General features: G+C 63.7%; 25 protein-coding genes, 1 tRNA gene and 1 pseudogene. 13 read left to right on the forward strand and 14 right to left on the reverse strand.

Translation table 11 applies throughout. The features are described from left to right. Positions 1-49: 49 nt before the first annotated feature. Positions 50-126: transfer RNA gene (locus G9Q80_RS11565), tRNA-Met, on the forward strand. A 139-nt stretch (positions 127-265) separates the two neighbouring features. On the opposite strand, the gene G9Q80_RS11570 is transcribed toward G9Q80_RS11565, so the two are convergent. From G9Q80_RS11570 to G9Q80_RS11580, 3 genes are all read right to left on the reverse strand, one after another. After that, positions 266-3,613: a caspase family protein gene (locus tag G9Q80_RS11570; RefSeq protein ID WP_168246486.1), complete on the reverse strand. Its 3,348-nt coding sequence runs from the start codon at positions 3,611-3,613 to the stop codon at positions 266-268. A 30-nt stretch (positions 3,614-3,643) separates the two neighbouring features. Further along, on the reverse strand, positions 3,644-4,294 hold the full coding sequence (locus tag G9Q80_RS11575) for an OmpA family protein (protein ID WP_088714174.1): 651 nt from the start codon (positions 4,292-4,294) through the stop codon (positions 3,644-3,646). A 114-nt stretch (positions 4,295-4,408) separates the two neighbouring features. After that, positions 4,409-5,218, reverse strand: coding sequence for an ABC transporter permease (locus G9Q80_RS11580; protein ID WP_088671989.1), 810 nt, complete (start codon positions 5,216-5,218; stop codon positions 4,409-4,411). A gap of 118 nt (positions 5,219-5,336) precedes the next feature. Between G9Q80_RS11580 and G9Q80_RS11585 the strand changes: the two genes are divergently transcribed. Continuing rightward, positions 5,337-5,930 (forward strand): GcrA family cell cycle regulator, encoded by a 594-nt coding sequence (locus G9Q80_RS11585; protein ID WP_074623596.1) that lies wholly within the window; start codon positions 5,337-5,339, stop codon positions 5,928-5,930. A 29-nt stretch (positions 5,931-5,959) separates the two neighbouring features. On the opposite strand, the gene G9Q80_RS11590 is transcribed toward G9Q80_RS11585, so the two are convergent. Further along, the gene (locus G9Q80_RS11590; RefSeq protein WP_088672713.1) at positions 5,960-6,208 is read right to left on the reverse strand and encodes a hypothetical protein; all 249 of its coding nucleotides are present in this window, start codon (positions 6,206-6,208) and stop codon (positions 5,960-5,962) included. 42 nt (positions 6,209-6,250) lie between these two features. On the opposite strand from G9Q80_RS11590, the gene rimO reads away from it, so the two are divergent. Next, complete coding sequence (gene rimO, locus G9Q80_RS11595) at positions 6,251-7,612, forward strand: 30S ribosomal protein S12 methylthiotransferase RimO (RefSeq protein WP_088714175.1); 1,362 nt, start codon at positions 6,251-6,253, stop codon at positions 7,610-7,612. A gap of 57 nt (positions 7,613-7,669) precedes the next feature. On the opposite strand, the gene G9Q80_RS11600 is transcribed toward rimO, so the two are convergent. After that, the gene (locus tag G9Q80_RS11600; RefSeq protein WP_043137551.1) at positions 7,670-8,128 is read right to left on the reverse strand and encodes a hypothetical protein; all 459 of its coding nucleotides are present in this window, start codon (positions 8,126-8,128) and stop codon (positions 7,670-7,672) included. 204 nt (positions 8,129-8,332) lie between these two features. On the opposite strand from G9Q80_RS11600, the gene G9Q80_RS11605 reads away from it, so the two are divergent. Next, a complete protein-coding gene (locus tag G9Q80_RS11605; protein ID WP_088714176.1) occupies positions 8,333-8,920 on the forward strand; it encodes a thymidine kinase in 588 nt (195 codons plus the stop codon). Positions 8,921-8,923: 3 nt separating this feature from the next. On the opposite strand, the gene G9Q80_RS11610 is transcribed toward G9Q80_RS11605, so the two are convergent. Beyond that, positions 8,924-9,841, reverse strand: coding sequence for an MBL fold metallo-hydrolase (locus tag G9Q80_RS11610; RefSeq protein ID WP_088714177.1), 918 nt, complete (start codon positions 9,839-9,841; stop codon positions 8,924-8,926). Positions 9,842-9,994: 153 nt separating this feature from the next. Between G9Q80_RS11610 and G9Q80_RS11615 the strand changes: the two genes are divergently transcribed. Continuing rightward, positions 9,995-11,305 (forward strand): MFS transporter, encoded by a 1,311-nt coding sequence (locus tag G9Q80_RS11615; protein WP_088671994.1) that lies wholly within the window; start codon positions 9,995-9,997, stop codon positions 11,303-11,305. Here the strand turns inward: G9Q80_RS11615 and G9Q80_RS11620 are convergent. Further along, the gene (locus G9Q80_RS11620; protein ID WP_088714178.1) at positions 11,269-12,387 is read right to left on the reverse strand and encodes a beta-ketoacyl-ACP synthase III; all 1,119 of its coding nucleotides are present in this window, start codon (positions 12,385-12,387) and stop codon (positions 11,269-11,271) included. The two genes, G9Q80_RS11615 and G9Q80_RS11620, sit on opposite strands and share 37 nt — an antisense overlap. Positions 12,388-12,487: 100 nt before the next feature. On the opposite strand from G9Q80_RS11620, the gene G9Q80_RS11625 reads away from it, so the two are divergent. Then, a complete protein-coding gene (locus tag G9Q80_RS11625; RefSeq protein WP_043137542.1) occupies positions 12,488-12,733 on the forward strand; it encodes a hypothetical protein in 246 nt (81 codons plus the stop codon). Here the strand turns inward: G9Q80_RS11625 and G9Q80_RS11630 are convergent. From G9Q80_RS11630 to pcaQ, 5 genes and pseudogenes are all read right to left on the reverse strand, one after another. After that, positions 12,730-13,071 (reverse strand): tRNA-binding protein, encoded by a 342-nt coding sequence (locus G9Q80_RS11630; protein ID WP_043137540.1) that lies wholly within the window; start codon positions 13,069-13,071, stop codon positions 12,730-12,732. The genes G9Q80_RS11625 and G9Q80_RS11630 overlap by 4 nt on opposite strands. Continuing rightward, entirely contained in the window at positions 13,064-13,876 is an 813-nt protein-coding gene (gene proC / locus G9Q80_RS11635; RefSeq protein ID WP_088714179.1) for a pyrroline-5-carboxylate reductase, read from the reverse strand. Before proC ends, G9Q80_RS11630 begins: the two co-directional genes overlap by 8 nt. A gap of 59 nt (positions 13,877-13,935) precedes the next feature. After that, positions 13,936-15,333: pseudogene (locus G9Q80_RS11640) on the reverse strand (tannase/feruloyl esterase family alpha/beta hydrolase). 152 nt (positions 15,334-15,485) lie between these two features. Next, entirely contained in the window at positions 15,486-15,986 is a 501-nt protein-coding gene (locus tag G9Q80_RS11645) for a type III secretion system chaperone family protein (RefSeq protein WP_043137527.1), read from the reverse strand. Between the two features lie 181 nt (positions 15,987-16,167). Then, entirely contained in the window at positions 16,168-17,091 is a 924-nt protein-coding gene (pcaQ, locus tag G9Q80_RS11650; protein WP_043137525.1) for a pca operon transcription factor PcaQ, read from the reverse strand. A 93-nt stretch (positions 17,092-17,184) separates the two neighbouring features. Between pcaQ and pobA the strand changes: the two genes are divergently transcribed. The 5 genes from pobA to G9Q80_RS11675 all read left to right on the forward strand — a co-directional run bounded on the left by pobA (position 17,185) and on the right by G9Q80_RS11675 (position 21,180). Next, positions 17,185-18,354, forward strand: a complete 1,170-nt coding sequence (gene pobA / locus G9Q80_RS11655; RefSeq protein WP_088714180.1) for a 4-hydroxybenzoate 3-monooxygenase — start codon at positions 17,185-17,187, stop codon at positions 18,352-18,354. 49 nt (positions 18,355-18,403) lie between these two features. Further along, on the forward strand, positions 18,404-18,817 hold the full coding sequence (pcaC, locus tag G9Q80_RS11660; RefSeq protein ID WP_043137520.1) for a 4-carboxymuconolactone decarboxylase: 414 nt from the start codon (positions 18,404-18,406) through the stop codon (positions 18,815-18,817). 12 nt (positions 18,818-18,829) lie between these two features. Next, the gene (gene pcaH, locus G9Q80_RS11665) at positions 18,830-19,558 is read left to right on the forward strand and encodes a protocatechuate 3,4-dioxygenase subunit beta (RefSeq protein WP_043137518.1); all 729 of its coding nucleotides are present in this window, start codon (positions 18,830-18,832) and stop codon (positions 19,556-19,558) included. Between the two features lie 61 nt (positions 19,559-19,619). Further along, positions 19,620-20,240 carry a protocatechuate 3,4-dioxygenase subunit alpha gene (gene pcaG / locus G9Q80_RS11670; protein WP_088714181.1) on the forward strand — a complete coding sequence of 207 codons (621 nt, stop codon included), beginning with the start codon at positions 19,620-19,622 and terminating at the stop codon, positions 20,238-20,240. 109 nt (positions 20,241-20,349) lie between these two features. Next, the gene (locus tag G9Q80_RS11675; RefSeq protein WP_043137513.1) at positions 20,350-21,180 is read left to right on the forward strand and encodes a 3-oxoadipate:acetyl-CoA acetyltransferase; all 831 of its coding nucleotides are present in this window, start codon (positions 20,350-20,352) and stop codon (positions 21,178-21,180) included. Between the two features lie 51 nt (positions 21,181-21,231). On the opposite strand, the gene G9Q80_RS11680 is transcribed toward G9Q80_RS11675, so the two are convergent. Next, positions 21,232-21,777, reverse strand: a complete 546-nt coding sequence (locus G9Q80_RS11680) for a DUF3859 domain-containing protein (RefSeq protein ID WP_043137511.1) — start codon at positions 21,775-21,777, stop codon at positions 21,232-21,234. Between the two features lie 462 nt (positions 21,778-22,239). On the opposite strand from G9Q80_RS11680, the gene G9Q80_RS11685 reads away from it, so the two are divergent. Continuing rightward, positions 22,240-22,557 (forward strand): hypothetical protein, encoded by a 318-nt coding sequence (locus G9Q80_RS11685; protein ID WP_069210309.1) that lies wholly within the window; start codon positions 22,240-22,242, stop codon positions 22,555-22,557. Positions 22,558-22,661: 104 nt separating this feature from the next. Here the strand turns inward: G9Q80_RS11685 and G9Q80_RS11690 are convergent, their stop codons facing one another. Continuing rightward, positions 22,662-24,260, reverse strand: coding sequence for a phosphoenolpyruvate carboxykinase (locus G9Q80_RS11690; protein ID WP_043137507.1), 1,599 nt, complete (start codon positions 24,258-24,260; stop codon positions 22,662-22,664). A 341-nt stretch (positions 24,261-24,601) separates the two neighbouring features. Between G9Q80_RS11690 and G9Q80_RS11695 the strand changes: the two genes are divergently transcribed. Then, positions 24,602-25,303 carry a response regulator transcription factor gene (locus tag G9Q80_RS11695; RefSeq protein WP_043137506.1) on the forward strand — a complete coding sequence of 234 codons (702 nt, stop codon included), beginning with the start codon at positions 24,602-24,604 and terminating at the stop codon, positions 25,301-25,303. Position 25,304: the final 1 nt, after the last annotated feature.

The raw sequence follows: 25,304 nt of genomic DNA on the forward strand, positions 1-25,304 counted from the left end.
TGCACCAACCAATGTCGCCCAAAATACCGGAAGACAAACCCGGAATTGGCGCGGGGTGGAGCAGCCCGGTAGCTCGTCAGGCTCATAACCTGAAGGTCGTAGGTTCAAATCCTACCCCCGCAACCAAAATACCAAAAAGCCCGCCCATTAGGCGGGCTTTCGCATGTCTAATCGCGACAATTCCACCACCAAGCGCTCACCCATCCAGCATCCAGCGGCTTTACCGTTGCCACGATCTTCGGGAAAAGGCGCACTGTCCCGCACTCTAGAAAAGCACGAAATCTCCGACCATCAAGTTGCGGGCCATCCAGGGGGTTTGGCTAAGACGGTCTATTGGCGGAACGCCCTCTTGCGCGTCGCGGACACGTGAAGACACAAGCCTCTTCGTTCCTTCGAACAGTTCGCTGAGTTCAGTCAAACCGTTTTCATTCCGATCGAAGGCATCGTCCTGGATCACCTCCGCCAGGGCCTGAGCAAAGAATCCTTGTTCCGTTTCCGGATCTTCCAACGAAAATTCACGTCCTTTCGCCGCGGCGAACACCACCAGGCCGGACGGTATCTGGTCCAGCGCTCCGCCAACGACCTGATCGTTGGTCGAAAAGAGGCCCTCACCCGCACGTCCGCTATGACAGGCGTCTATGAACAATGCGATCCGAATGTCCGTCCCCTCCAGAAGCGCGGAAACGGAAGAGAAGGGTAGAGCGGTGCCAGCGATGTCGTCGAGGCTGGTTCCCGATGCGCCGAGGTAATACCCGCCATCCAGGTCCAACCCATGCCCGGCAAAATAGAGAGCCAGAGTGTCGCCGGGCCGCGCCCTCGCGATAATCGCAGACAGTTCGGACAGGATCCGGTCTGGAGTCGCCTCTCCGTCCAACAGGACGGTTTCGGAAGCAATCCCGACTGTTGATCCGGCGCGCCCGGCCAGCGCCGATGCAACCAGACGCGCATCCGGAACCGCTGCCGTTAGATCCAATGCCGGATCCCCATAGTCGTTGACGCCAATTGACAGAATATGCAGTTGCCGCTGAGCCTCGGGCATAGTGATTTCGACGCTGAATGGCACGCTGGCCACATCGTTTTCATCGGTCGCAACCAGAGTGACCCAGCGCGTGCCGGGAAACAGCTCAAAGTCGTCTTGCCAATGGTGGTCTTGACCGTTCCCCTGCAAGACATGTGTCCGAAGGCCGTCTTGAAACAAGCTCAATGTCTTGATCGGCACCGAAGCCTGAGCCTGCGCATCAAGCCGCGCCTTTGTTCCGCTGACAGTGACCGAGGCTTGCAGAACCGGCGGGGGAGTGATCCGGACCGGGTCAGGCGCTGGCAGGCCGGCCAGAACTTGTTGGGCGAGCCCGGGGACCTTTAGAAAGCCTTCGAATTGCTGGGCGGTATACTCACCGAGATGGCCGGGAAAGGTGTAGGCCACGAAGTAAGCACCTTCGGAGGTCGCATCGAAATGGCCGTTTTCTGTCCAGACGACGACCTCGTCATCCGCGTAGAGACCGGACAGAACAGTTTCCGAGTCCGACAGGCGGTTGACGAAAAAGCTGCCATCCTCCTGGACCGTGACCAGGTGCCGCCCGTCTTCGGTGATCATCACGTTGTCAAAGAGATCGCCGCGCGGCAGGTCGAACTGCTTGGCGATCACCTTGCCGGTCCGCAGGTCGACCACTGCATAGCCGAGCGCCTCTTGCGAGTGTAGGATTGCCAGATCTCCAAACACCTTTAGCCGGAACGAACAGGCGTCAATCGCATAAGGACAGATGGTCGCCGTGTTCGTACCGTCGTTGCGCAGGTCTAGTCCGGCCACGATCCCCCAGGGTCGTCCAAATTGGGAAACGCCGCCGCCAATGTTGGACGAAAAGAGGTAGGTTGTCGGACGGGCGAACATTGCCGACCCTTCATGGCATTGGAACGTGGTCAGACGATGTTCGGCGCCTCCGGAGGACCAGCGCCAAAGGGTGTGAAACTCTCCCAACAGAGCGTCCCCGCCAGCACTGCAGGTCGTCAGGCCCATCCGGCGACCGAAACGGCTGGCATCAACGCCCGTTGCCGTGGCGATCTCGGACCAAATTTCACGGTAAGCCTCGGTCACGACCAGGTCGTGCTGGTCCAGGGCTGCAAACCGATCCGCAGAGCTGGGGTATTCTTTCTCGTAATCGAACTTGGGCAGCCGCTCCTCGATGTCGATCCGTTCGACGACGTCACCTGCTATCACAGGCAGGCCAAACTCTCGAAGCCGCTTGAACATACGGTCAGCGGCCCCTGGCGCGTCTGCCCCCAGAGACCGCCACGCCAACGCGCTGCTGGACAGGCCTCGTGGGGCAATACCACCCCCGGCCACCGCTTCAAGCTTTCGCGGCGTGACAAGGTAGGGCGCCAGTGCCTCCGAGATGATCTGGTTTTCTTTCGACTGGTAGGACTGCGAGAAATGCGTCGGAAAGGCCTGCGCAATGGCCACCTCCGTGGAATAGCGCAGACCAATCCCGATAGCCGGTTCCACAACGGCTTGTTGCCGACCGATCTCTTGCAGGGCGGCGTTGCGATGCGACGGTTGAACCCGGGCACCGTCACCAAGTTCGGGCCGGAACCGGTAGGTCTCATCGCCGTCGCTCAGCCGAAAAACGGCCATTTCGTTGTAGCCTTCCGCGACAAAGGCGTTGTTTTCCAGCTCCAGCAGATAGCTGTTCTTGTTCCCGCCGCAGATACGGCAGCCATTGGTCGTGGCCTGAACCGTGCGACCCGCTGCAAAGTTGTGGAATTGCGAAAAGCCATAACCCGATAGAATCTGAAGGGCAAAGCTGTCGTCATGCGACCAGATCAGCGCGCTCCAGTCGGAGTTCACCTGGAAGCCGTCCTGGGCATCGACAACACGTTTGCCATCCACCGCGTCATAGATCCCGGCTTCGTCCCCGCCACGCAGAACGACATAGCGCCCGGCGGGCGAGAAATGCGGCGCGCCGACCTTTTCCATGATCTCGGCGCCCGTGGCGGCATCGGTCAGGCGAAAGCGACCGTCGAACACTTGCAGGTGACGGGTCCCGTCGCGGTTGACCAGCGTGCTGGACGGGGCTGCCCCTGTGACTCTGTCGCGGACAACGATCACGGGCCGGCCCGCGGTTGCGATCGTGACGGTGGCGTTTCCCTGGCCGGGCGTTTCGACATGTTCGTCACAACCGCTGTGACCCAGCACCGCCCAGTCCACCTGAAGCGGCCCGGATTGCAGCGGTTCGACCGCGATGCGACCAGACTTCGCCATACCGCGCCCGTAATAGGGAATGATCGCGCGGGTTCGATCACGGTTCCATGAAATATCGAATGGTGCCTTGGCCCCCGGCAGAAGGGCATACATGCCGTCGCCCGACAGCCGCACCGGACGGTCAAACGAGACCATCAGTAAGATCGGTTCACGTTCCGGAAAGCCGGGGCGCGCCCAGTCGATGGACAGGCGCTCGCCCACGTCCAGGCTGTTGCCCGAAAGGCTGACGCGGGTTTCCCCGGCCAGGCGGTTGGTGACCTCGACACGGGCCTCGCAACTGAGGTCGGAGCGCAGGCCGTAGGCCGCGGCCTGCGCGGAAAGTGCGGGCAGGAACAAGGCCAGCGTGGCGGCCAGCACGGTCAGGGAAAAACGCGACATGGAATGTCCTCAGCTGTCCAGCAGGATGATCTGCACCCGGCGATTCACTTCGCTCTCTGGGCGCGCCGGATCCTTCAGGTCGGTCTCTCCCCGACCGGCAGAGATAAAGCGATCAGCGGAAAGGCCCGAAAGGCTTTGCAGCCGCTGCCGGACACTTTCGGCGCGGCGCTCGGACAGGTCGAGATTGTAGCTGTCAGAGCCGCGCGCATCGGTATGGCCCAAGATGACAAAGCGCTTGGTGGCGAATCGCTCATCGGTGATCGCCGTGGCCAGCGTCTGGATGTCGGGAAGCGACGTCGTCGCCGGGGTCGCGCTGTTGTAGTCAAAGAAGATTTCCACATCGACGCTGACCAGCGGGCCGGGCTTGGCGGCACCGGGCTGATCCTCTGTCCGGTCCTTGATCAACAGGCGGGGCTTCAGCCCGTTGGTTGCGGCGGGCTTGGTACCCGGCACGCTGCCGGGGTCGATGCTGCGCCGGGTCAACTGTACGCGCGGGCCGCATTTTTCCGCGATGCCGGCCAGGCAGTCGCTCATGTCGCGGGCGCGTTCATCGGGTTCCGGGGGCAGGCGAAAGCCCTTGAGTTCGACCGATTGGGCGGCCAGCGGCGCGCCAAGGCCAATCAAAAGGGGCAGGACAAGGTAAAGGGATTTCCGGGTCAATACGTCAGCCTCCTCACGCGCCGGAGGCCGAAACGGCCCCCGGCCCGCGTCACGTGTCAATAATCACCCCGAAAGTGTCTGACGTGACAGGAGAGTTGGCAAGTCCGCAATTCCTCAGGACTTCAGACGCGTCCCCCGGCGGAACAGCACCCATGCGGCCAGACAGGCGACCACAGTCGCGGCCAGGGCGATGACAAAGCCCAGCGCGGGGGCCGTGTCCGACACGCCGATCACGCCCCAACGAGCGCCGTCGATCAGGTAGAAGACCGGGTTCAGATGCGTGACCTGGTACAGTCCCTTGGGCAGCGCCTCGACCGAGTAGAACGTGCCCGAGAGGAAGGCCAGCGGCGTGATGATGAAATTGGTGATCGCCGCCATCTGGTCGAACTTCTGCGAGAAGATCCCGGCAATCAGCCCCAGCGCCGACAGAAAGGCCGCGCCCAGCGTGACAAAGGCCAGCGTCACCAGCGGCGCCTGCGGCACGATGCCCAGCACGGCCCAGAACATCGCCAGCAGGGCCACCGCCACGAACAGCCCCCGCGCCGTGCCGCCGATGACATAGCCCAGCACCACTTCGCCCGCCGAAAGGGGCGGCATCAGCGTGTCGACGATATTGCCCTGCACCTTGGACACCATCAGCGAGCTGGAGGTATTGGCAAAGGCGTTCTGGATCACGGTCATCATCAGGATGCCGGGCGCGATGAAGGTGGTAAAGGCCACGCCCATGACATCACCGCGCTGGGGGCCGATGGCGATGGTGAAGATCATCAGGAACAGCCCCGCCGTGACCAGCGGCGCAAGCAGTGTCTGCGTCCAGACATTGGTGAATCGCAGGATCTCTCGCTTGCACAGGGTCCAGAACCCCAGCCAGTTCACCCGGCCGAAACGGCGGTCGCCGGGGGCGAATGTCTGTGTGTCGCTCATGGTGCCTCCAATTCTGCTCGGCGCCTTGTAACTCGGGCCGTTATGATTAGTATAGGTGCGTCACTCAATCTCTCTGCGGCCCCTTGCGTGTGGCCGCTTTTTTCGCTGGGGGAACCCGATGTCGTGGACCGATGAACGCGTTGAACTGCTCAAGAAGATGTGGTCGGAGGGCCAGTCGGCCAGCCAGATTGCCAAGGAACTGGGCGGGGTGACGCGCAACGCGGTAATCGGCAAGGTTCACCGGCTGGGCCTGTCGAACCGTGCGGGCGCCGCCCCCGCTGCCGCCGCAGAGGCCAAGCCGGAACCCAAGGCGCAGCCCGCAGCCGCCAAGGCAAAGCCACAGCCCAAGCCGGCCCCCGCGAACAAGCCCGAACCGGCTCCCGAGGCCAAGCCGCAGCCCGCCGCCACGACCCCGGCGATCAGCCCGGCGCGCAAGCAGATCATCCCGGCCGGTCAGCCGCTGCCGCCGCAGCCCTCGACCAACGAAATCAGCCCCGAAGCCCTGGCAAAGGTGAGCGAGATCGAAAAGAAGGCCAAGAAACTGACCCTGATGGAACTGACCGAACGGACCTGCAAATGGCCGGTCGGCGACCCGGCGACCGAGGATTTCTGGTTCTGTGGTCTGCCCGTCCAGCAGGGCAAACCCTATTGCGAGGCCCATGTGGGCGTTGCCTTTCAGCCGATGAGCGCCCGCCGCGACCGCCGTCGCTGACCGGCGCGGGGTCTTGTTACCCGCACAACTCAGCTTTTGACGCCGCGCAGCCGCAAGGCCCTCGCGGCGTCGTTGCGACAGGGGGTCTTCCACCCGTAGATCCCCGAGATTTCCTCGACGGTCCAGACCCCGTCACCCAAGGCGCCTTCGTCCTCGGGTGCGGCGTCGATCCAGCCCGAGAGGACATATCGGTAATGTCCGGCTGCATCGGTCTGCATCTCGACCCTTGCCCGCCTGTCGGCGCTTTCCTGCTGTTCAAGCTGTCGCCAATCCATCATCTGCCGCCTTTCCCAGTTGGCCAAGCCACGCTATGACGCGCCATGACCCAGAATCCTCCTGACCTGCGCCCCGACCTTGCCCGGGCGCGCGTGACCGAAACCGCCCGCCCCGGCCAGCCGACCATCGGCATGGTCAGCCTTGGCTGTCCCAAGGCGCTGGTCGACAGTGAACGCATCCTGACGCGGCTGCGGGCCGAGGGCTATGGCATATCCCCCGATTATTCGGGTGCCGATGCGGTGATCGTCAACACCTGTGGGTTCCTCGACAGTGCCAAGGCCGAAAGCCTGGATGCCATTGGCGAGGCGCTGAACGAGAATGGTCGCGTTATCGTCACCGGCTGCCTGGGGGCAGAGCCAGAGTATATCACTGGCGCGCATCCCAAGGTGCTGGCCGTGACCGGCCCGCACCAGTACGAACAGGTTCTGGATGCCGTCCATGCCGCTGTGCCACCCGATCCCAACCCCTTTGTCGATCTGCTGCCCGCTTCCGGCGTCAGCCTGACGCCGCGCCATTTCAGCTATCTCAAGATTTCCGAGGGCTGCAACCACGCCTGCAAGTTCTGCGTGATCCCGGACATGCGCGGCAAGCTGGTCAGCCGCCCGGCCCGCGCGGTGCTGCGCGAGGCGGAAAAGCTGGTCGAGGCAGGGGTTCAGGAGCTGCTGGTCATCAGCCAGGACACATCCGCCTTTGGCACTGACTGGAAAGACCGCGACACAAAGTTCCCGTTGCTGGACCTTGCGCGCGATCTGGGCAGCCTCGGCGCCTGGGTGCGGATGCATTACGTCTACCCGTATCCCTATGTGCGTGAGCTGATCCCGCTCATGGCCGAGGGAAAGGTGCTGCCTTACCTGGATATTCCCTTCCAGCACGCGCATCCGGACACGTTGCGCCGCATGGCGCGGCCCGCCGCCGCCACCCGAACGCTGGACGAAATTGCCGCTTGGCGCGCGATCTGCCCGGACATCACCCTGCGCTCGACATTCATCGTCGGCTATCCCGGCGAAACCGAGGAAGAGTTCCAGACGCTGCTGGACTGGATGGACGAGGCGCAGCTGGATCGCGTGGGGTGTTTCCAGTACGAGAATGTCGCCGGCGCGCGCGCCAATGCGCTGCCCGATCACGTCCCCGAAGAGGTCAAGGCCGAGCGTTGGGCGCGTTTCATGGAAAAGGCTCAGGCGATCTCCGAAGCGAAACTCGCCGCGAAACTGGGGAGCCGGCAAGAAGTGATCGTCGACGAGGTGGACGAGGATGGCATTGCCACCTGCCGGACCAAGGCGGATGCCCCCGAGATCGACGGAAACCTCTTCATCGACGAGGGCGCGGCGCATCTGCAACCGGGCCAGATCGTCACCGTCGAGGTGGATGAGACCGGCGAATACGACCTGTGGGGCCGTTTGGTCTGACTGCACTCCGTAGCCTTGGCCGGTCCGGGCTGTCCCGCACCGGCCAGGACGCAGATCTCAGACGGTTTCGTCTTCGAGGTGCAGTTTCATGTCGATCAGCACCTTCTGCAGCGCCAAGGTCTCCTTGAGCAGGCGCTTGGCCTCGTTGGCCGAGATCACCCCGTCCTCGATCGACTGGTTGTATTCGGCCATCAGCATGGCGAACCGCTGCGACAGGGCGATCACGTCGGAATTGACCCCGCCCGACGACTTGGCATTGCGACGGCTTTCGTCGAATTGCAGCTGGATGCCCTTGAGCTCGGCCAGCGCGGCGGTGACATGGGGGTAAGACGCGGCCTCTTCCAGTGCGGCCACCGCATCCACTGGCATGTACCTGTCGGCATGTTCGGGATAGTCGGAATAATAGCGGCCGAGGGTTGCCTTGGATTTGCCGGTCAGCTCGCAGGCTGCCTCGATCCCGACGTCCTTGACCAGCGCCTCGATGTGTTTTTTCAGATACCGTCCGACTACTGACATTTCTCTCCTTCGCCCCGGCAAATGCTCCGGGGACAATCCAATATCCATTTCCATTATTATCCCCGTTTTGTCATGTCATGCGCAAACGCGTCGGGCGTCAAGGCAACAAGACGGGTTGACCTGACGTAATGACGTTATCCGCAGGGTTGAAACTCCGTCGGGCCGCGCTTGCCATGCCCGCGGGGCTGGGGCATGACGCCCGACATGGCCAAGCTGCACTTTCACTACTCGACGATGAACGCCGGCAAGTCGACATTGCTGTTGCAGGCGGCGCACAATTACAACGAACGCGGGATGGAAACCTATCTGCTGACTGCGGCGGTGGACGATCGTGCCGGCGCGGGCCAGATCGGATCGCGCATCGGCCTGGCGCGCCCGGCGGATACTTTCGGGCAAGGAACGGATCTCTTTGCACGGATTGCGGCCCGTCTGGACAAGGGGCCGGTGGCCTGCGTCTTCATCGACGAGGCCCAATTCTTGACCCGCGAACAGGTCTGGCAACTGGCGCGGGTGGTGGATGACCTGGGCGTGCCGATCATGGCCTATGGCCTGCGGGTGGATTTCCGCGGAGAGCTCTTTCCCGGTTCGGCGGCCCTGCTGGCCCTGGCGGATGTCATGCGCGAGGTGCGCACAATCTGCCATTGCGGGCGCAAGGCGACAATGGTGATCCGGCAGGGGCCGGAGGGTGAGGTTCTGCGCGACGGCGCCCAGGTGCAGATCGGCGGCAACGAGACCTACGTCAGCCTATGCCGCAGGCATTGGCGCGCCGCGATGGGAGATGAGGCGGGGTAGGCGTCACTCCCACTCCATCTGTTCAAAGACGGTCTGTGCATTGCGCCGGGCGAGCGCGTCGAACTGATCGAGATAGGCAAAGTCGGACTGGTCGACATCGACGGCCCCCAGAATGTCACCGCCCGCGTCGATATGATCCCGGATGCCTGCCCGCAGGTTCGCCAGGTAATCCCGGGTGTCGCGCTGCGCGGTTGCCAGATCGGTCGCGGGGCCGTGCCCGGGGATCAGATGAACCGGCTCCAGCGCCTCGATTTCGGAGAAGGCGTCCAGCCAGTGGGCGCTGTCGGAAAAGGACATCACCCCCAGGACCCGCCCGACATAGACAACGTCCCCGGTAAAGACAGTACGCGTTTCGGGCAGCCAGACAAGGCTGTCGCCCGGGGTATGGGCGGGGCCGACATGCCGGATCTCGATCCGGGTGCCGCCAAGGGTCAACTCATGCGAGGCGGCAAAGATCACATCCGGTTGCGACGGTTCCGTCCCGGCCAGGCCATCGCTGCCGATCAGGGCGTCCAGCATGGTCAATTGCAGCGAGGCGCGATCCTTTTGGTCGGCAAAGGCGGCGGCAGAGGTGATGACCTGCGCCCCCTGCGATTGCCAGTAGCCATTGCCGAGCCAGCGGTGGTCCTGTCCGCCGGTGTTGATGACATGTGTCACGGGCTGATCCGTCAAACCGCGCACCACGTCATGCAACGCGCTTGCCCCCTTCCAACTGCCGCCGGGATCGACCAGCACCGCCCCTTCAGAGGTCTCTATCAGACCGAAGGTGGCGTTGTTGCCCAGGTTCTGCGGGTCGCGCTGGGCTGCGGGGCCTTCGATGGCCCAGACACCGGGGGCGACCTGTTGCGGTTCAAGGATCTGGGCCATCAGGCCAAGCGGCCAAAGAGCCAGGGTGGCAGCGGCTAGGGCGAGGCGGCGCATGGGGTATCCTTGGGTCGTGAACGATGGCAAATCCTAGGCGGTGCCGGGCGCGGTTGAAAAGACCACGGGCCGCGGCGCATCGTCCGGGCTGTGAGCGCCCATCTCGCCCGCCTTGGATCTTGAAGCCTGAGCATGATTGACTAACCTGCCGCCATGATCCGCCAACTTCTTCCCGTCAGTGCGCTTTTGCTTGGTTCCGGCCTGTTGCTCTTTGCAGGGGGGATGCATGGTCTGATCCTGCCGGTGCGGGGGGCCGCCGAGGGGTTCGGCGCCACCGAGCTGGGCCTTCTGGGCACCGGTTGGGCCGTGGGCTATGTCGCGGGCTGTTTCTATGTGCCCCGCATCGTCGGCTCCGTGGGCCATATCCGCGCCTTCGGCGTCATGTGTGCCTTTGCGGCCATCGCGATCCTGCTGCAGGCGTTGCTGGTCACGCCCGAGTTCTGGATCCCGGTGCGGGCGGTCTCGGGGTTCTGCTTTGCCGGGGCGGCGATGATCGTGGAAAGCTGGCTGTCCGACCGGGCCTCGCCGCAGTCACGGGGGACGATCTTCGGCGTCTACACGATGGTGAACCTTGGCGCGACAACCGCCGGGCAGCTGGCCATCGCCACGGGGGATGCCAGTGGGTTCCTGTTCTTTGCCGTGGCGGCGATCGTCTACAGCCTTGCGCTGGTGCCGACGGCGCTGTCGACGTCAGAGTCCCCGGCGCCGCTGACCTCGGTGCGGCTGAACCTGCCGCTCTTGTGGCGCAACTCGCCCGTGGCGGTGGTGGCGGTGTTCCTGGTCGGGATTTCCAACGGCTCTTTCGGGACGCTGTCGGCGGTCTATGCCGACCGTGTTGGGCTGACGCTGGGGGCGCTTGCGCTCTTCGCCTCGATCCCGGTGCTGGCGGGGGCACTGTCGCAGGTGCCCATCGGTTTTGCCTCGGACCGGATGGACCGGCGCAAGGTCCTGCTGGTGGTGGCCGTGCTGGCGGTGGCGGCGGACCTGGGGTTCATCCTGCTGGCGCCGCAGGACCAGATGATGAACCTGGTCCTTGTGTCCATTTTCGGCGCGGCGATCTTTGCCATGTACCCGATCATCGTGGCCCACGCGAATGACCATGCGCCCGAGGGCACCTCGATCCAGGTCTCGGGCGGGCTGTTGATGGTCTACGGGCTGGGCAATATCGCCGGGCCGCTGATCGCCGGTGTCGCCATGTCGGCGGCGGGTGCCTCGGGGTTGTTCCTGACCACGATCGTGGCACATGTGCTGATGATCCTCTACACCGCGCTGCGCATCGTCCAGCGGGCGGCCGTGGCGGAAGAGGACAAGGGCGCGTTCCAGATGTCGGCGCCGGCCCGCGGCCTGACCCCCGAAACGGCGGCCTTGGCCGGCGGCGAGCAGGAGGCGGAAACGCTGGAAGAGGCGATGGAAGCGGAAGAAGCCGATCAGGCCCGTTCGACCAGCACCGATCCGACGGAATAGCCCGCGCCAAAGGAGCAGATCACGCCCCGGTCGCCTTTAGCCATGTCCTCGGAGTGCTTGGAAAAGGCGATGATCGACCCGGCGGAAGAGGTATTGGCGTAATCCTGCAGGATATTGGGTTGCTCACCCGCCTCCGGCACGCGACCCAGCACCTTTTTTCCGATGAAGTCATTCATGGTCTTGTTGGCCTGGTGCAGCCAGAGCCGCCGCAGGTCATCGGCCTGCCAGCCGTGATCGGACAGGTGGCCGAGGATGTGCGAGGACACCAGCGGTAGCACCTCCTTGAAGACCTTGCGCCCGTTCTGCATGAACTGCATGTCGCGCCGGTCCTCCATCTGGTCATGGGCGCGGCGCAGGAACCCGGCGTTGTTGCGGATGTTGTTGGAAAACTGCGTGGCGCAGCGTGTGGAATGGATCAGCCAGTGATCGCCCTGCGCCTCCTCCGCCGGTTCGATCACCACCGCGGTGCAGACATCGCCAAAGATGAAATGGCAGTCGCGGTCGCGCCATTCGAGGTGGCCCGAGCAGATTTCCGGGTTCACGACCAGCGCGCGGCGCGCACTGCCCGCGCGGATCATGTCGGCAGCGGCCTGGATGCCGAAGGTGGCCGAGGAACAAGCCACGTTCATGTCAAAAGCGAACCCGCCGCAATCCAGTAGCCGCTGGATCTCGATCGCAATTGCCGGGTAGGCGCGTTCGTGGTTCGAGGCGGCGCAGATCACCAGGTCGATCTCTGCCCCCTCGCGGCCCGCCATTTCCAACGCCTTGGTGCAGGCGTCCACCGCCATTTCAGCCATGATTCCGGGGGACTCGTCCGGCCGGGCGGGCAGGCGCGGGCACATGCGGTCCGGGTCCAGCACGCCTTCCTTGTCCAGCACATAGCGGCTTTCGATGCCCGAGGCCGAAAAGATGAAATCGGAACTGGAATGGGTCAGCGGCTCGACCTCGCCGGCGGCGATACGGCCCGCGTGATCGGCGTTCCATCGGTCGGCATAGGCGTTGAAGGCGGCGACAAGCTCGTCGTTGGAAATGCTCTGATCCGGGGTGAATACCCCGTGGCCGGTGATCGCTGGCTGTGTCATGGGCGCGTCCTCCTGCCTTCGACAGGACCGCAAGCGTGGGGCGAGGTCAAGGGAACCCGTGGGGGCAGGCGCGCGTTGCCTGAATGAAAGGAGGACCGAAATGGACCGACTTGCGCTTTACCTTACCCTCATGAGCGGCAGCGGCATCGCCGGGACGCTGCTCATCGTCTTCTTCGCCTTCAACTGGTACAGCTGGACAGCGATTGCCGTCGCCGCCGGGATCGGGCTTGTGACCGCATGGCCCAGCGCGCGGATGGTGTCCAAATACATCAAGGACAACGACCCGCTGTTCCATCGGCGAGAGCCCAAGGGCATCCTGCCCGATCCAAGCGGACCCGAGCTTTAGTGCATCCTGGACCCGTTCGGCGCGGCCTGATCCGGAGCGATCAGCACGATGGCGCCGTCCGGGTCCGAGACACCAAGCACCAGCACCTCGGACCGCATCGGGCCGATCTGGCGGGGTGGGAAATTGACCACCGCCATGACCTGTTTGCCGACAAGGCGTTCGGGGTCGTAATGCACGGTGATCTGGGCCGAGCTTTTCTTTTCCCCGATTTCCGGTCCGAAATCGATCCAGAGTTTGATCGCCGGTTTGCGGGCCTCGGGGAACGGTTCGGCACGGATCACGGTGCCGAGGCGAATGTCGACCTTCAGGAAATCGTCGAATGTGATCTCGTCAGCCATTGGCCAATTCCTTCGACCGCCGCGCAGCCGCTGCCACGGTGGCGCGCATGAGCGGCGGCAGGCCATCGTCCTCGTTCATCAGCACCTCCAGCCCCGCCTGCGTGGTGCCGTTGGGCGAGGTCACGTTGCGGCGCAGTTGTGCCGGATCCTCGCCCGTTTCCTGCGCAAGGGCGCCCGCGCCTGCCACGGTGGCCCGCGCCAGGGCCATCGCCAGTTCGGGGGCCAGTCCCTCGGCCTCGCCGGCCTTGGCGAGGCATTCGATCATGTGAAAGACATAGGCCGGGCCGGAGCCGCTGACGCCGGTCACGGCATCCATCTGGCTCTCGTCTTCCAGCCGGACAACCTCACCGACTGCCGACAGGAGGTCTTCGGCGGTTTTAAGGTGGGCGTCCGTGGTCCGCGCGTTGCCGATGATCGCGGTGATGCCCTTGCCCACGGCGGCGGGCGTGTTGGGCATGGCGCGCACGATGGGGACATCGCCCAGGTGCGCCTCGTAGGTGGTGATCGGGGTGCCTGCGGCGACGGAAACGAACAGCGTGTCGCCCTTGGGTAGGTCTTGCAGTGCGAGCAGCGCCTCGCCCATCATCTGCGGCTTGACCGCGATCAGAACGACGGCGGGGCTATTGCCGAAACCCTCGTTGATATGCACGCCCTGCGCCTGCAGCCAGTCCGAGGGGTTCGGATCCTGGACCCGCACGCTGTCCGCCGGCAATCCGCGTGCCAGCCAGCCGGCGAGCATCGCCGATCCCATCTTGCCGCATCCCAAGAGTGCCAGCCCGCGCCGGGCGAGGTCTGTATCCTGCATCACGTCCCCCTGTCTTTTGTCCCGGCGGACCCTAGGCCCGCCGGAAGAGAGGGGCAAGGTTACTCGGCCATGATCGAGGCGGGGGCGGTGCCTTCGTTCAGCCAGGCCTCAAGCGGGCTCATCGGGTCAAGGCTGGCGGCATTGATCCCGTCCGGCCCCGGCAGGATGCCGCAGTGGTCGACGCCCGGCACCATGAAGAGCGCGACGTTTTCCTTCAGAACGTCCTCGCCGCCCGCGGCCTCGGCGGCCTTTTCATACCAGTCGACGGTCTTTTAGGGCGTCACGATGCTGTCCGCCCAGCCATGCTAGACGATCATCTTGCCACCCGCCGCGCGAAAGGCGGACAGGTCCGGGCTGTCGCCGTTGTAGACCTGCGCGATCGTGGCCAGCCGCGCCGGATCAGCCTCCATGTCGAAATCCAGCGGCGACCATTCCGGGCCTGGGTCGGCGGCAAAGGCCATGTAACGCCCGAAGTTGGTGACGAAGGCGGGCACCAGCTTGCCGCCGCCCTTGCCGTTGCCGGTCAGCCAGAGCCACCAGAAAGGCTCCGAGCCTTCGGGGATGCCACCCGGGTAAAGCTGCTCTCCGGCGGCATTGCGCGGCCCTTCGCGCCATTTCATCAGCGTGTCCATCTGCTGGTTGGTCAGGCCAAGCCCGCTGTAATCGACCTCGCAGGCGCGCGGGTCAGCGATGAACCCGTCCTTGGCCCCGTCCACCCCGTCGCACTGTTCATAGACCGCGTCGCCGATCAGCTTGGCGTCGTCGGGGCCAAGGATCTGGCTGCCATCGGGCGCGGTATTGGCCTGCACCAGAAAGGCCATCTTGGTCGCCACCAGCCCGGTATAATCCATCGCCGGCGCGCCCGAGATGATGCCATCGAACATCTCGGGGTAGCGCTGGGCCGCGACATGGGCCATGCGCCCGCCGGTCGAACAGCCCTGAAAAATCGCCTGCTCCGAGGTGCTGCCGTAAAACGTCCCGATCAGTGCCTGCGCCACGCGGTTGGTCTCTCCGATGGACCGCCAACCCCAGTCGCGTTCCGCGTGGGGATTGTTGTGTGCCCAGCCCGCATCGACGACGGACAGCCCGTGGTGCCCGCTGTCCGAGGTGGCGGTGGCATAGCCGCGCTCCAACCCGGGACGCATGGCATTGACCCAGCCGCCGCTGGCGTCGGCACGGCCAAGGATGCCGCAGAACCCGCCGCAGCCGGCCTGGTAGTACTTGCCGTTCCACCCTTCCAGCGGCAGGCGCACCTCGATGTTGATCGCGGGCAGCGCGGTGGCGCGGACCTCGCAGTTGGCGGGCAGGCCCTCGGCCTCGACCACGCGGGCGGTCCGGACATGGGCGGCGCTCAGCACGGTGTCGCGCAAGGCAGCACAGGACGCCGCGTCCTGCTGGGCCAAGGCCGGGCTGGCACCGGCCAAAAGGATAGCCAGCGCCGAAAGGCGGGTTCTCATGGATATTCCTCCCTGGGATATTCTTGCTTCGGCAGAATTGCCGCACCCCTGATTCAACTCACGGTTAATCCCGGGTGAAATGGAAATGGGCGCCGCAATTGCGCCGCCCCTCGTGTGTCATGTCTCTGGAAAAATTCGGGAATACCCCGATGTCAAGCCCGCCCGTAAGCCTCTGCAATGGCGACCTGCATGGATTCTTTTGCGCTCTTGTCGGTCCAGACCATCAACTGGAAGGCTGGGTAATAGCGTTCCGAGCTCATGACGGCGGCGCCGATCATCGTGTCGATCTGCTCGGCGCTGGCGACATTGCCACCGGCCAGCACCAGCCCGTACTTGTAGACCATCAGCTTGTTCTCGGGCCAGTAGCTGAAGGCGCCGGCCCAGCACTGATCGTTGATCAGGTTCAGACCTTCGTACAGTTCCGGCAACCGCGCCTCTGGCGGCTCCATCTCGAAGGTGCAGATCATCCGCAGGGTTTCATCGAAAGCGGACCAGGCCAGGGTGATCGAGTAGGTGCGCCACTGACCTTCGACCGCCATCGCGATCTGGTCGTCCGCGATGCGGTCGAAATCCCAATCGTTGAACTCGGCGATATGCTCGACAAGGTCGATCGGATGCAATTCGTCGTTGAGATACTGCTCGGACAGGGCCATAAGGACACCCCTTTGATTATAGCGCCGTGACTGGTGATTCACCCCCAGCGCTTGCTGCCTGCTCAAGGGTCTGCGGGCTATCCCCGCGCCCTTACCAGATATGGTGCCTGCCCAAATAGGGGTGTGTAAAGCGATATTTTGATGAAGGCCGCATTAAGTTGTGGACGAGTTCGATTCGGCGTCAACTTGTGGGTAAAGACTCTGCTTCGTGTCTGAGTGCGCGTTCGAACAGCTGGCGAGAGCGCGAGGCGGCGCTGTCGGGCCGCGTCATCAGACCTACCGGACCTGCGGTCAATCCCAGGTCCAGGGGCAGCGCGGCCAAGGCGCCATCGTCGATTTCCGGGGCCACGACGCCTTCGGAAATGAACCAGAGCATGTCCGATTGTCGAAGGAACCTCCGCCCGAAGGCACCGGAGACGCAGTCGATCCGATCATGGAAGGGCCCCAACCCCTGTGCCAGGCACCAGCGATCTACCAGCGGGCGGATCGCGGCGCCTTCGGGCGGGTAGAGCACGGGCCAGTCCACCAGGTCCTGGGGCGCCAGAACGGGCCGGGCCAGCAAGGGGTGCTGGCTGCGCACGACACAAACGACGCCCTCTTGGTATAGCTGCGTGAAACTGACCCCGGCCATGCTGTCCGGCGCCCCCATGCGCCCGATCACAAGGTCGAGCGCGCCGGATTGCAGATCGCGCGTCAGCGCCCCGTGTGCCCCGTCGCGCAGCACCAGCCGTGTTGCGGGCGACAGTTCGCGGAACCGGGCCACGACGCGCGGCATCAGGCGCACCGCGACCGAGGGCAGGGCACCCACGCGCAGCACCTCGGCGCCGCCTTCGCGCAGTTCGGCCACCCCGGATACCCCGCGCCTCAGCGCGGCGAGGCTTTGTCCGGCGAACTCCAGGAACACCTCGCCCTCGGGGGTCAGCCGCACGCCACCGCGGTCTCGCGTCATCAGCGCGGCGCCCAGGATCTCTTCGAGTTCCTTCAGCGTCTTCGACAGGGCGGGCTGGGTCAGGTTCAGCTCGGCACAGGCACCCTTGAGACTGCCTTGGCGGGCAATGGCGGTGACAGTCTCGAGGTGGCGCAGTTTGATCCGTCGGTCCAGCAAGTTACTTTCCCTTTTTGACAATTGTAGCGCTGAAAACGTCATTTTACATGGCCTATCGGTTCATTCTAGTCTTGTCGCAAAGGGGAGGACATCATGCGTACCCAAGTCTGCATTATTGGCGGCGGCCCGTCGGGCCTGCTGCTCAGTCAGTTGCTGCACAAGAAGGGCATCGACAGCGTCGTTCTGGAACGCAAGACCAAGGACTATGTCCTGGGCCGCATCCGTGCGGGCATCCTGGAAACCGGGATGGTCGACCTGATGCGCGAGGCCGGTGTGGGCGAACGGATGGACCGTGAGTGCATCGTCCACGACGGCACCGTGATTTCCTACGGCGACGAGGAGTTCCGCATCGATTTCACCGAGCTGACCGGCAGCCATGTGGTTGTCTACGGCCAGACCGAGGTGACGCGCGACCTGTACGAAGCGCGCGAAAAGGCGGAGGGCAAGATCGTCTTCAACGTCGAGAACGTGCAGATCAAGGATGCCGACAGCGACGCACCCTATGTCACCTACGAGGTGGACGGCACGGAGGCCCGCATCGACTGCGATTTCGTAGCCGGTTGTGACGGGTTCCACGGCGTTAGCCGCCAGACCATGCCGCTGAGTGTCCGCAAGGAGTACGAAAAACTGTACCCCTTCGGCTGGCTGGGCATCCTGTCGGAAACGCCGCCGGTGCATGACGAACTGATCTATGCCAGCTCGGAGCGCGGCTTCGCTCTCTGCTCGCAGCGCAACGCCAATCTCAGCCGCTACTACATCCAGTGTTCACTGTCGGACAGTCCGGATGACTGGACCGACGCGGCTTTCTGGGAAGAGCTCAAGCGCCGCATTCCGACAGAGGCGGCAGAGCGCCTTGTCACTGGCCCGTCGATCGAGAAGAGCATCGCGCCGCTGCGGTCCTTCGTGACCGAACCGATGCGCTGGGGGCGGTTGTTCCTCTGTGGCGATGCCGCCCATATCGTGCCGCCGACCGGGGCCAAGGGGCTGAACACCGCGGCCAGCGACATCCATTATCTCTACAACGGGCTGGTGCAATACTATCAGACCGGCGACAGCGAGGGCATCGACACCTACTCGGAAAAGGCGCTGGCCCGGATCTGGAAGGCGGAACGCTTCAGCTGGTGGATGACCACGCTGCTGCACAGGTTCCCCGACCAGAACGAATTCGATCTGAAGATCCAGCTTGCCGACATCGAGTTCCTGCGCTCCAATCGCGACGCGCAATCGGTCTTGGCGCAGAACTACATCGGGCTGCCCTACTGATTGCCCGGGTTTCGTCACGAACCCGGGTCCGGCCCGAAGGGAGGACCGCATGACCAACCGATACGAAACCGGCATGAAGGTGCGCCGCTCTGTGCTTGGCGATGCCCATGTCGACCGCGCCGAGGCGGCCAAGACACCCTTTGACGAGGCGTTCCAGACCCTCATCACCGAAGGCGCCTGGGGCACGGTCTGGGCCTCTGACGGGATCAGTGACCGCGAGCGTTCCATGCTGACGCTGGCGCTGCTGGCGGCGCTGGGCAATTTCGAAGAGATCCCCATGCACATCCGCGCCACCGCGCGGACGGGGGCCAGCAAGGCGGATGTGCTGGAAGCGTTTCAGCACGTCGCAATCTATGCCGGCGTGCCGCGCGCCAACCACGCGCTGAAGCTGGCCAAGCAGACCTATGCCGAGATGGACGGCCCTGAAACAGGGCAGGCAAACGCGCAGTCCGGGGACAAGTGAGGAGAGACCGACATGCCCGATCAAGGCGAATTCTACCAGCGGGACCGGGACTGGCACCCGCCCGCCTACGTCAAGGAATACAAGACGAGCGTCGCGCGGTCGCCGCAATATTCGCTCATCAGTCTGCAGAACTCGGTTGGTGAGATCACCGGTCCGGTCTTCGGTCATAACGACATCGACCCGATGGACCGCGACCTGATCCACAACTACGCCACGGCCGGTGAAAGCGCGATTGGCGAACGGATCATCCTGCATGGGCGGGTGCTGGACGAGAACGCGCGGCCCGTGCCCAACACGCTGGTCGAGATCTGGCAGGCCAACGCGGGCGGGCGCTATCGTCACAAGAAGGACACCTACCTCGCGCCCATCGACCCCAATTTCGGTGGCTGCGGGCGCACGATCACGGACGAGAACGGCTATTACTATTTCCGCACCGTGAAACCCGGCGCCTATCCCTGGCGCAACTACGTCAACAGCTGGCGCCCGGCGCATATCCACGTCTCGGTCTTCGGCTCGGGCTTTGTCCAGCGGCTGATTTCACAGATCTACTTTGAGGGCGACCCGCTGATCCCGCTCTGTCCCATCGTCAAGAGCATCCCCAACCAGGAGGCGATCAACAGCCTGGTGGCGGCGCTGGACATGAATTCGACCATTCCGCTGGACACCATCGCCTACAAGTTCGACATCGTCCTGCGCGGGCGTCGCTCGACGCTGTTCGAAAACCGTCTGGAGGGGAATTGATGCATCTTCGGGAAAACTGGGAACTGGTTTTCCTCCCGGAAGATGCGTAAGGAGAATGACAATGGTACAACCGCTCAACTACCTCAAGGAAACGCCCTCGCAGACCGCCGGTCCCTATGTCCACATCGGGCTGGCGCCGGGCGCCGCAGGCTTCGACATCTACGAACGCGAACTGGGCTGGGACATCGCCGGACCGAATGCCGAGGGCGAACGCATCCGAGTAGAAGGCCTTGTGATCGACGGCACCGGATCGCCGATCAAGGATGTGCTGCTGGAGGCCTGGCAGGCCAATGCCAAGGGCATCTACGCCCATCCCGAAGGCGGCGGCGAGGTCGAGGATGGCTTTCGCGGCTGGGGCCGGGTCATCACCGATTTCGACACCGGCGAATGGGGCTTTGACACCATCAAGCCGGGCAAGACGCCGGGCCGCAATGGCCGCATCCAGGCGCCGCACATCAACCTGTGGGTGGTGGCGCGCGGGATCAACCTGGGCCTCAACACCCGGATCTACTTCGAGGACGAGGCAGAGGCCAACGCCGAGGACCCGGTGATGAACATCATCGAATTGGAACGCCGCCGGGCCACGCTGCTGGCGAAACGGAGCGAAAAGGACGGCAAGGTCGTCTACCGCTTCGACATCCAGCTGCAAGGCCAGGACGAAACCGTCTTCTTCGACGTATGACATGATACCCGGGCCGGGGCGGGTTTGTGCCCGGCCCGGCTTTTTCCTGTCCGAAACACTGACTATCCTGCCGTCACCACGAAAGACGCCAGCGAGGGGAGCGCCCGACATGACCAAACCCTGTATCATCTGCGTGGCCATCACCGGCTCTGTCCCGCGAAAGAAGGACAATCCGGCGGTGCCGATCTCGATCGAGGAGCAGGTCGAAAGCACGCAAGAAGCCTTCGAGGCCGGGGCCAGCATCTGCCACGCCCATGTGCGGATGGAGGACGAGACGCCGACTTCGGACCCCGAACGCTTTGGGCGGCTGGTCGAGGGGCTGAAGAAACACTGCCCCGGCATGATCATCCAGCTGTCGACCGGAGGACGCTCCGGTGCGGGGCAGGCGCGGGGCGGGATGCTTTCGCTGGCCCCCGACATGGCCTCGCTCTCGGTGGGGTCGAACAATTTTCCGACCCGCGTCTACGAAAACCCGCCGGACCTGGTGGATTGGCTGGCCAGTGAGATGCGCACCTACGAGATCAAGCCCGAGATCGAGGCTTTCGACCTCAGCCATATCTTCAAGGCCGCAGAGATGAACCGCGACGGGCGCATCCCGGGCAAGCTGTACGTGCAATTCGTCATGGGCGTGAAGAACGCGATGCCCTGTGACCGCAATGTGTTCGATTACTACATCGAGACGGTCAAGCGGCTGGCACCCGACGCGGAATGGTGCGCGGCTGGCATTGGGCGGCACCAGGTCGAGGTCAACGAATGGTCCATCGCGGCGGGTGGTCACACGCGCACGGGACTGGAGGACAACGTGCGCTGGGACAAGGAAACGCTTGCGCCGTCGAACGCGGCGCTGGTCACGCGGGCCGCGGACCTTTGTGAGAAATACGAGCGCCCGGTGGCCAGCTGGCAGCAAGCGCGCGAAATCCTTGGCTTGAGGGCTGCCTGAGGGGCAAAGGGCGCGGCGGGGTAAACCCCGCCCTACGCCTGTAGGCAGGGGTCAGGAGACGACCTCGGCGGCGAAACAGGCCTGTTGAACCGCAGGAATCGTGCCCGGGGCCGTGACCTCGAAGGGCTGTTGCAGCAGTACCTTGCCGTCCCGTTCTACCTGGAACATCCACGGCCCTTCGACCAGTTCATAGTCCCGTTCGAAGGTGAAGAGATTCAGCGAGACATCGCCGAAATTCATCGGCGTTACCCAGCGTTCGACGGTGCGCCCCTCCGGGCCCATCGGCGGATGTGTGACCACAATCGTCACCTCGGGGACGGAAGACCCGGCGGTCAGGCTGGCGCGGATGCCAAAGCTGAGACCCATTTCCGCTGGCACCTGCACCGTCTCGACGTCGATGGGGCGGTCCTGGTCGACAAGGTTCAGAAGGCCCGACAGCGTGTCCGGCGCGGGCCGCGTGCCCTGAAGCTCGACCTCGCAGATGACGCCGAAGGCCTCCAGCGTCAGGGGCGGTTCGACAAAGGCCCCGACATCGGCAAGGGCAGGCGCCCCGACCAGCGTGGCGGCAATCAGGGGGGCAAGCGGTTTGGCGTGCATGTCGTCTTCTCCCGGGAACTGAAACCACAGTCTAACATGGGCCGAGGTTAGGCGCAGGGGCAGGATTTGCCTACCCGCACCGCCACTTGATACCGGAAAACCGCCGACGGGTGCCGGTCACGGCCGTGTGCCACGCCATTTGGCCCCGCGCCGGGTTGTCCCCCGGGACATCTTCGGCGCGGCTAGGGCCCGCCGTCCGGCAGTCGCCTGTTCCGCCGCGTGGCGGAACCGTGGCGGCTTTCGGACCCGTGATGAGCCGAACCGTTTTCTTGCCGGACCGGCGCGGTTTCCGTCCGCAACGGGAATGTATTACGTTATCCGGGCTACTGGTAAGTTCGTGGACGTGATCGCCTGTGCGCGGACGCCGAGCGATGCCCCCGCTCTCAGGCGGAAGGAAGGGGGTCACCGCGGCAGCGCACAGCCGCATGACGGGCAGGGCAACTTGACGGGACACGAAAGCGCATGACCTTCGACTACAGTATCGCCTGCGGTGTCATCGCGACGGGCGGGCTGCTTTCGGCGGCGTTGTGCCTGCCGGCGCCCTTGCCGGGGCTGACCACGGCGCGGCCCGTTCTGATCGCGCTTGGCGAGATCTTGTTCGCGCTTTTGACGCTGGTGCTCGCGACCGTGTTGAGCGCGGCCTGCGTCCGGCTGTCCGGGGACCGGGATGCCGCCATGTGGATCGCCGCGATCCCCCTGATTCTCTGGCCGGTCTACCTGCCTCTTGCGTTGGGCTGGGCCTGGTTGCGCTATCGCCTTGCGCGGCGTTTCCGTGGGTGAGGGTGGCGACCGGATCGCGGCGTTTCCCGCGCCTGCCGGGGCCGCGCGGACATGAAAAAGGCCCTCCCTAACAGGGAGGGCCGGCTTCCGTCGGTCCGGCGGTGTCAGCCGATTGCGACAGCTTTCACATCGTCGTCGATGTAGGGGACGTACTGTTCAAAGTTGTCGGCGAACATCTGCACCAGCTTTTCCGCCTGCGCATCATAGGCCGCCTTGTCGTCCCAGGTCTTGCGCGGATCCAGCAGCAGTTCCGGCACACCCTCGACCGAGACCGGCACCTCGAAGCCGAAGTTCGGGTCCTTGCGGAATTCGGCCTGCGCCAGCTTGCCCTCCAGCGCGGCGTGCAGCAGCCCGCGGGTCGCCTTGATCGGCATGCGCGAGCCGGTGCCATAGGCGCCGCCGGTCCAGCCGGTGTTGACCAGCCAGCAGGTTGCACCGTGCTTGGCGATCTTGTCACGCAGCAGGTTGCCATAGGCCTCGGGGCGGCGCGGCATGAAGGGGGCGCCGAAGCAGGTCGAGAAGGTGGGTTCCGGCTCGGTCACGCCGCGTTCGGTCCCGGCCACCTTCGAGGTGAAACCGGACAGGAAGTGGTACATGGCCTGCGCCGGGGTCAGCCGCGCGATCGGGGGCAGAACACCAAAGGCATCGCAGGTCAGCATGATGATGTTCTTGGGGTGACCGCCCAGGGCGGTTTTCGACGCGTTCGAGATATAGTGCAGCGGGTAGGCGCAGCGCATGTTTGCCGTCAGGCTGTCATCCTCGAAATCCAGGTCGAAGGTTTCCGGGTCGAAGACCATGTTCTCGATCACCGTGCCGAATTTCTCGGTTGTGGCGTAGATCTCGGGCTCTGCCTCGGCGCTCAGATTGATGGTCTTGGCATAGCAGCCGCCTTCGAAGTTGAAGGTGCCGCGATCCGACCAGCCGTGCTCATCGTCGCCGATCAGCACGCGCGACGGATCGGCCGACAGCGTGGTCTTGCCGGTGCCCGACAGGCCGAAGAAGACAGCGGTATCGACCGGGTTGCCCGGCGCATGGTTGGCCGAGCAATGCATTGCCATGATGCCCTTTCCGGGCAGGATGTAGTTCAGCAGCGTGAAGACCGACTTCTTGTTTTCACCGGCATATTCGGTGTTGCCGATCAGGATGAGCTTCTTTTCGAAGTTGAGCGCGATCACCGTTTCCGTGCGGCAGCCGTGCTTTTCCGGGTCGGCCTTGAAGGTCGGGCAGTTGATGATCGTGAAATCCGCGGTGAAGCTGTCCAGGTCCTCGCGGTCGGGACGGCGCAGCATGTGGCGGATGAAGAGGTTGTGCCATGCCAGTTCCGAGATCACCCGGACGTCGATGGCATTGGCCGGATCGGCGCCACCGACCAGGTCCTGCACATAGTAGTCGCCGCCTTTCATATGCTCCAGCATGTCGGCGTGCAGCCGGTCAAAGGCCGCGGCCTCCATCGGCTGGTTGTTTTCCCACCAGATGCTGTCCTCGACCGAAGGGGTGCGGACGACGAACTTGTCCTTGGGCGAACGGCCCGTGTATTTGCCGGTGGTCACAAGGAAGGACCCGCCCTTGCCCAACGTACCTTCGCCTCGTTTCAGCGCCGCTTCGATCAGCGCTGGCTCCATGAGGTTGTAATAGACATTTCCGAGCCCTTCGATGCCCTGGTCTTCAAGCCGGAACTGAGGGTTCACCCGTCCAAATGTCATCTGCCTTGCTCCTGTGGATCGCGCTGATCAAGAATAGTTGTATGCGGCGACATACTGCGCCGATGCCGGACCTCTTAACATGCCGCTTTTCGACATGAACAGGACGCAAAGGCGCAGTTTGCGCTACCAAGCGCGGGTTTAGCGATACCACGGCGGGCAGCTGCCGAACTGCGATCAATGCAACGCAAACCGGTGAGGCATTTTAGCCATTCCTTTGCCAAATTCGCGTCTGTTGGAGCCAGGCGGCGTGGCCGATTCGCAGTTAATGATTGCTGTAAAGCGGAAAATCGCCGATAGTGCAGAAAAAAATAAGGCAACCAGAGCAGTATAAGGACAGCAAAATGTCTAAGATCGCCCTTGTGGACGACGACAGGAATATCCTGACGTCCGTTTCGATGACGCTTGAGGCAGAAGGGTTCGAGGTCGAGACCTACAACGATGGCCAGGCGGCGCTTGACGCGTTCAACAAGAAGATGCCGGACATGGCCGTGTTCGACATCAAGATGCCGCGCATGGATGGTATGGACCTGCTACAGCGCGTGCGCCAGAAATCCAGGATGCCCGTGATCTTCCTGACCTCCAAGGACGACGAGATCGACGAGGTGCTGGGCTTGCGCATGGGTGCCGACGACTACGTCAAAAAACCTTTCAGCCAGCGCCTGCTGGTCGAACGCATTCGCGCCCTGCTGCGCCGTCAGGAAGCCGTGGCCGGTGATGTCGTGGGTGACACCGAAGAGACCAAGCTGATGACCCGCGGCAGCCTGACGATGGACCCGCTGCGCCATGCCGTCAGCTGGAAAGGCCAGGACGTGTCGCTGACCGTGACGGAATTCCTGCTGCTGCAGGCCCTGGCGCAGCGCCCCGGTTTCGTGAAGTCTCGGGATCAGCTGATGGACGTGGCCTATGACGATCAGGTCTATGTCGACGACCGCACCATCGACAGCCACATCAAGCGTCTGCGCAAGAAGATGCGCACGGTCGACACCGATTTCTCGGCCATCGAAACGCTTTACGGTATCGGATACCGCTACAACGAAGAGTAAG

The sequence above is a fragment of the Mameliella sp. LZ-28 genome (assembly GCF_012274245.1).
Taxonomy (GTDB): Bacteria; Pseudomonadota; Alphaproteobacteria; order Rhodobacterales; family Rhodobacteraceae; genus Antarctobacter; species Antarctobacter albus.

Excerpts from the sequence above, each read along its gene's own strand:
- G9Q80_RS11615 (WP_088671994.1), top strand. The coding sequence starts at position 9,995 with ATGATCCGCCAACTTCTTCCCGTCAGTGCGCTTTTGCTTGGTTCCGGC.
- G9Q80_RS11590 (WP_088672713.1), bottom strand. The coding sequence starts at position 6,208 with ATGATGGATTGGCGACAGCTTGAACAGCAGGAAAGCGCCGACAGGCGG.
- pcaG (WP_088714181.1), top strand. The coding sequence starts at position 19,620 with ATGGTACAACCGCTCAACTACCTCAAGGAAACGCCCTCGCAGACCGCC.
- pcaH (WP_043137518.1), top strand. The coding sequence starts at position 18,830 with ATGCCCGATCAAGGCGAATTCTACCAGCGGGACCGGGACTGGCACCCG.
- G9Q80_RS11605 (WP_088714176.1), top strand. The coding sequence starts at position 8,333 with ATGGCCAAGCTGCACTTTCACTACTCGACGATGAACGCCGGCAAGTCG.
- G9Q80_RS11645 (WP_043137527.1), bottom strand. The coding sequence starts at position 15,986 with ATGGCCCTGTCCGAGCAGTATCTCAACGACGAATTGCATCCGATCGAC.
- pcaC (WP_043137520.1), top strand. The coding sequence starts at position 18,404 with ATGACCAACCGATACGAAACCGGCATGAAGGTGCGCCGCTCTGTGCTT.
- G9Q80_RS11600 (WP_043137551.1), bottom strand. The coding sequence starts at position 8,128 with ATGTCAGTAGTCGGACGGTATCTGAAAAAACACATCGAGGCGCTGGTC.
- G9Q80_RS11620 (WP_088714178.1), bottom strand. The coding sequence starts at position 12,387 with ATGACACAGCCAGCGATCACCGGCCACGGGGTATTCACCCCGGATCAG.
- G9Q80_RS11675 (WP_043137513.1), top strand. The coding sequence starts at position 20,350 with ATGACCAAACCCTGTATCATCTGCGTGGCCATCACCGGCTCTGTCCCG.
- G9Q80_RS11630 (WP_043137540.1), bottom strand. The coding sequence starts at position 13,071 with ATGGCTGACGAGATCACATTCGACGATTTCCTGAAGGTCGACATTCGC.
- G9Q80_RS11695 (WP_043137506.1), top strand. The coding sequence starts at position 24,602 with ATGTCTAAGATCGCCCTTGTGGACGACGACAGGAATATCCTGACGTCC.
- G9Q80_RS11580 (WP_088671989.1), bottom strand. The coding sequence starts at position 5,218 with ATGAGCGACACACAGACATTCGCCCCCGGCGACCGCCGTTTCGGCCGG.
- pobA (WP_088714180.1), top strand. The coding sequence starts at position 17,185 with ATGCGTACCCAAGTCTGCATTATTGGCGGCGGCCCGTCGGGCCTGCTG.
- G9Q80_RS11625 (WP_043137542.1), top strand. The coding sequence starts at position 12,488 with ATGGACCGACTTGCGCTTTACCTTACCCTCATGAGCGGCAGCGGCATC.
- G9Q80_RS11610 (WP_088714177.1), bottom strand. The coding sequence starts at position 9,841 with ATGCGCCGCCTCGCCCTAGCCGCTGCCACCCTGGCTCTTTGGCCGCTT.
- G9Q80_RS11585 (WP_074623596.1), top strand. The coding sequence starts at position 5,337 with ATGTCGTGGACCGATGAACGCGTTGAACTGCTCAAGAAGATGTGGTCG.
- G9Q80_RS11680 (WP_043137511.1), bottom strand. The coding sequence starts at position 21,777 with ATGCACGCCAAACCGCTTGCCCCCCTGATTGCCGCCACGCTGGTCGGG.
- proC (WP_088714179.1), bottom strand. The coding sequence starts at position 13,876 with ATGCAGGATACAGACCTCGCCCGGCGCGGGCTGGCACTCTTGGGATGC.
- rimO (WP_088714175.1), top strand. The coding sequence starts at position 6,251 with ATGACCCAGAATCCTCCTGACCTGCGCCCCGACCTTGCCCGGGCGCGC.
- G9Q80_RS11685 (WP_069210309.1), top strand. The coding sequence starts at position 22,240 with ATGACCTTCGACTACAGTATCGCCTGCGGTGTCATCGCGACGGGCGGG.
- G9Q80_RS11690 (WP_043137507.1), bottom strand. The coding sequence starts at position 24,260 with ATGACATTTGGACGGGTGAACCCTCAGTTCCGGCTTGAAGACCAGGGC.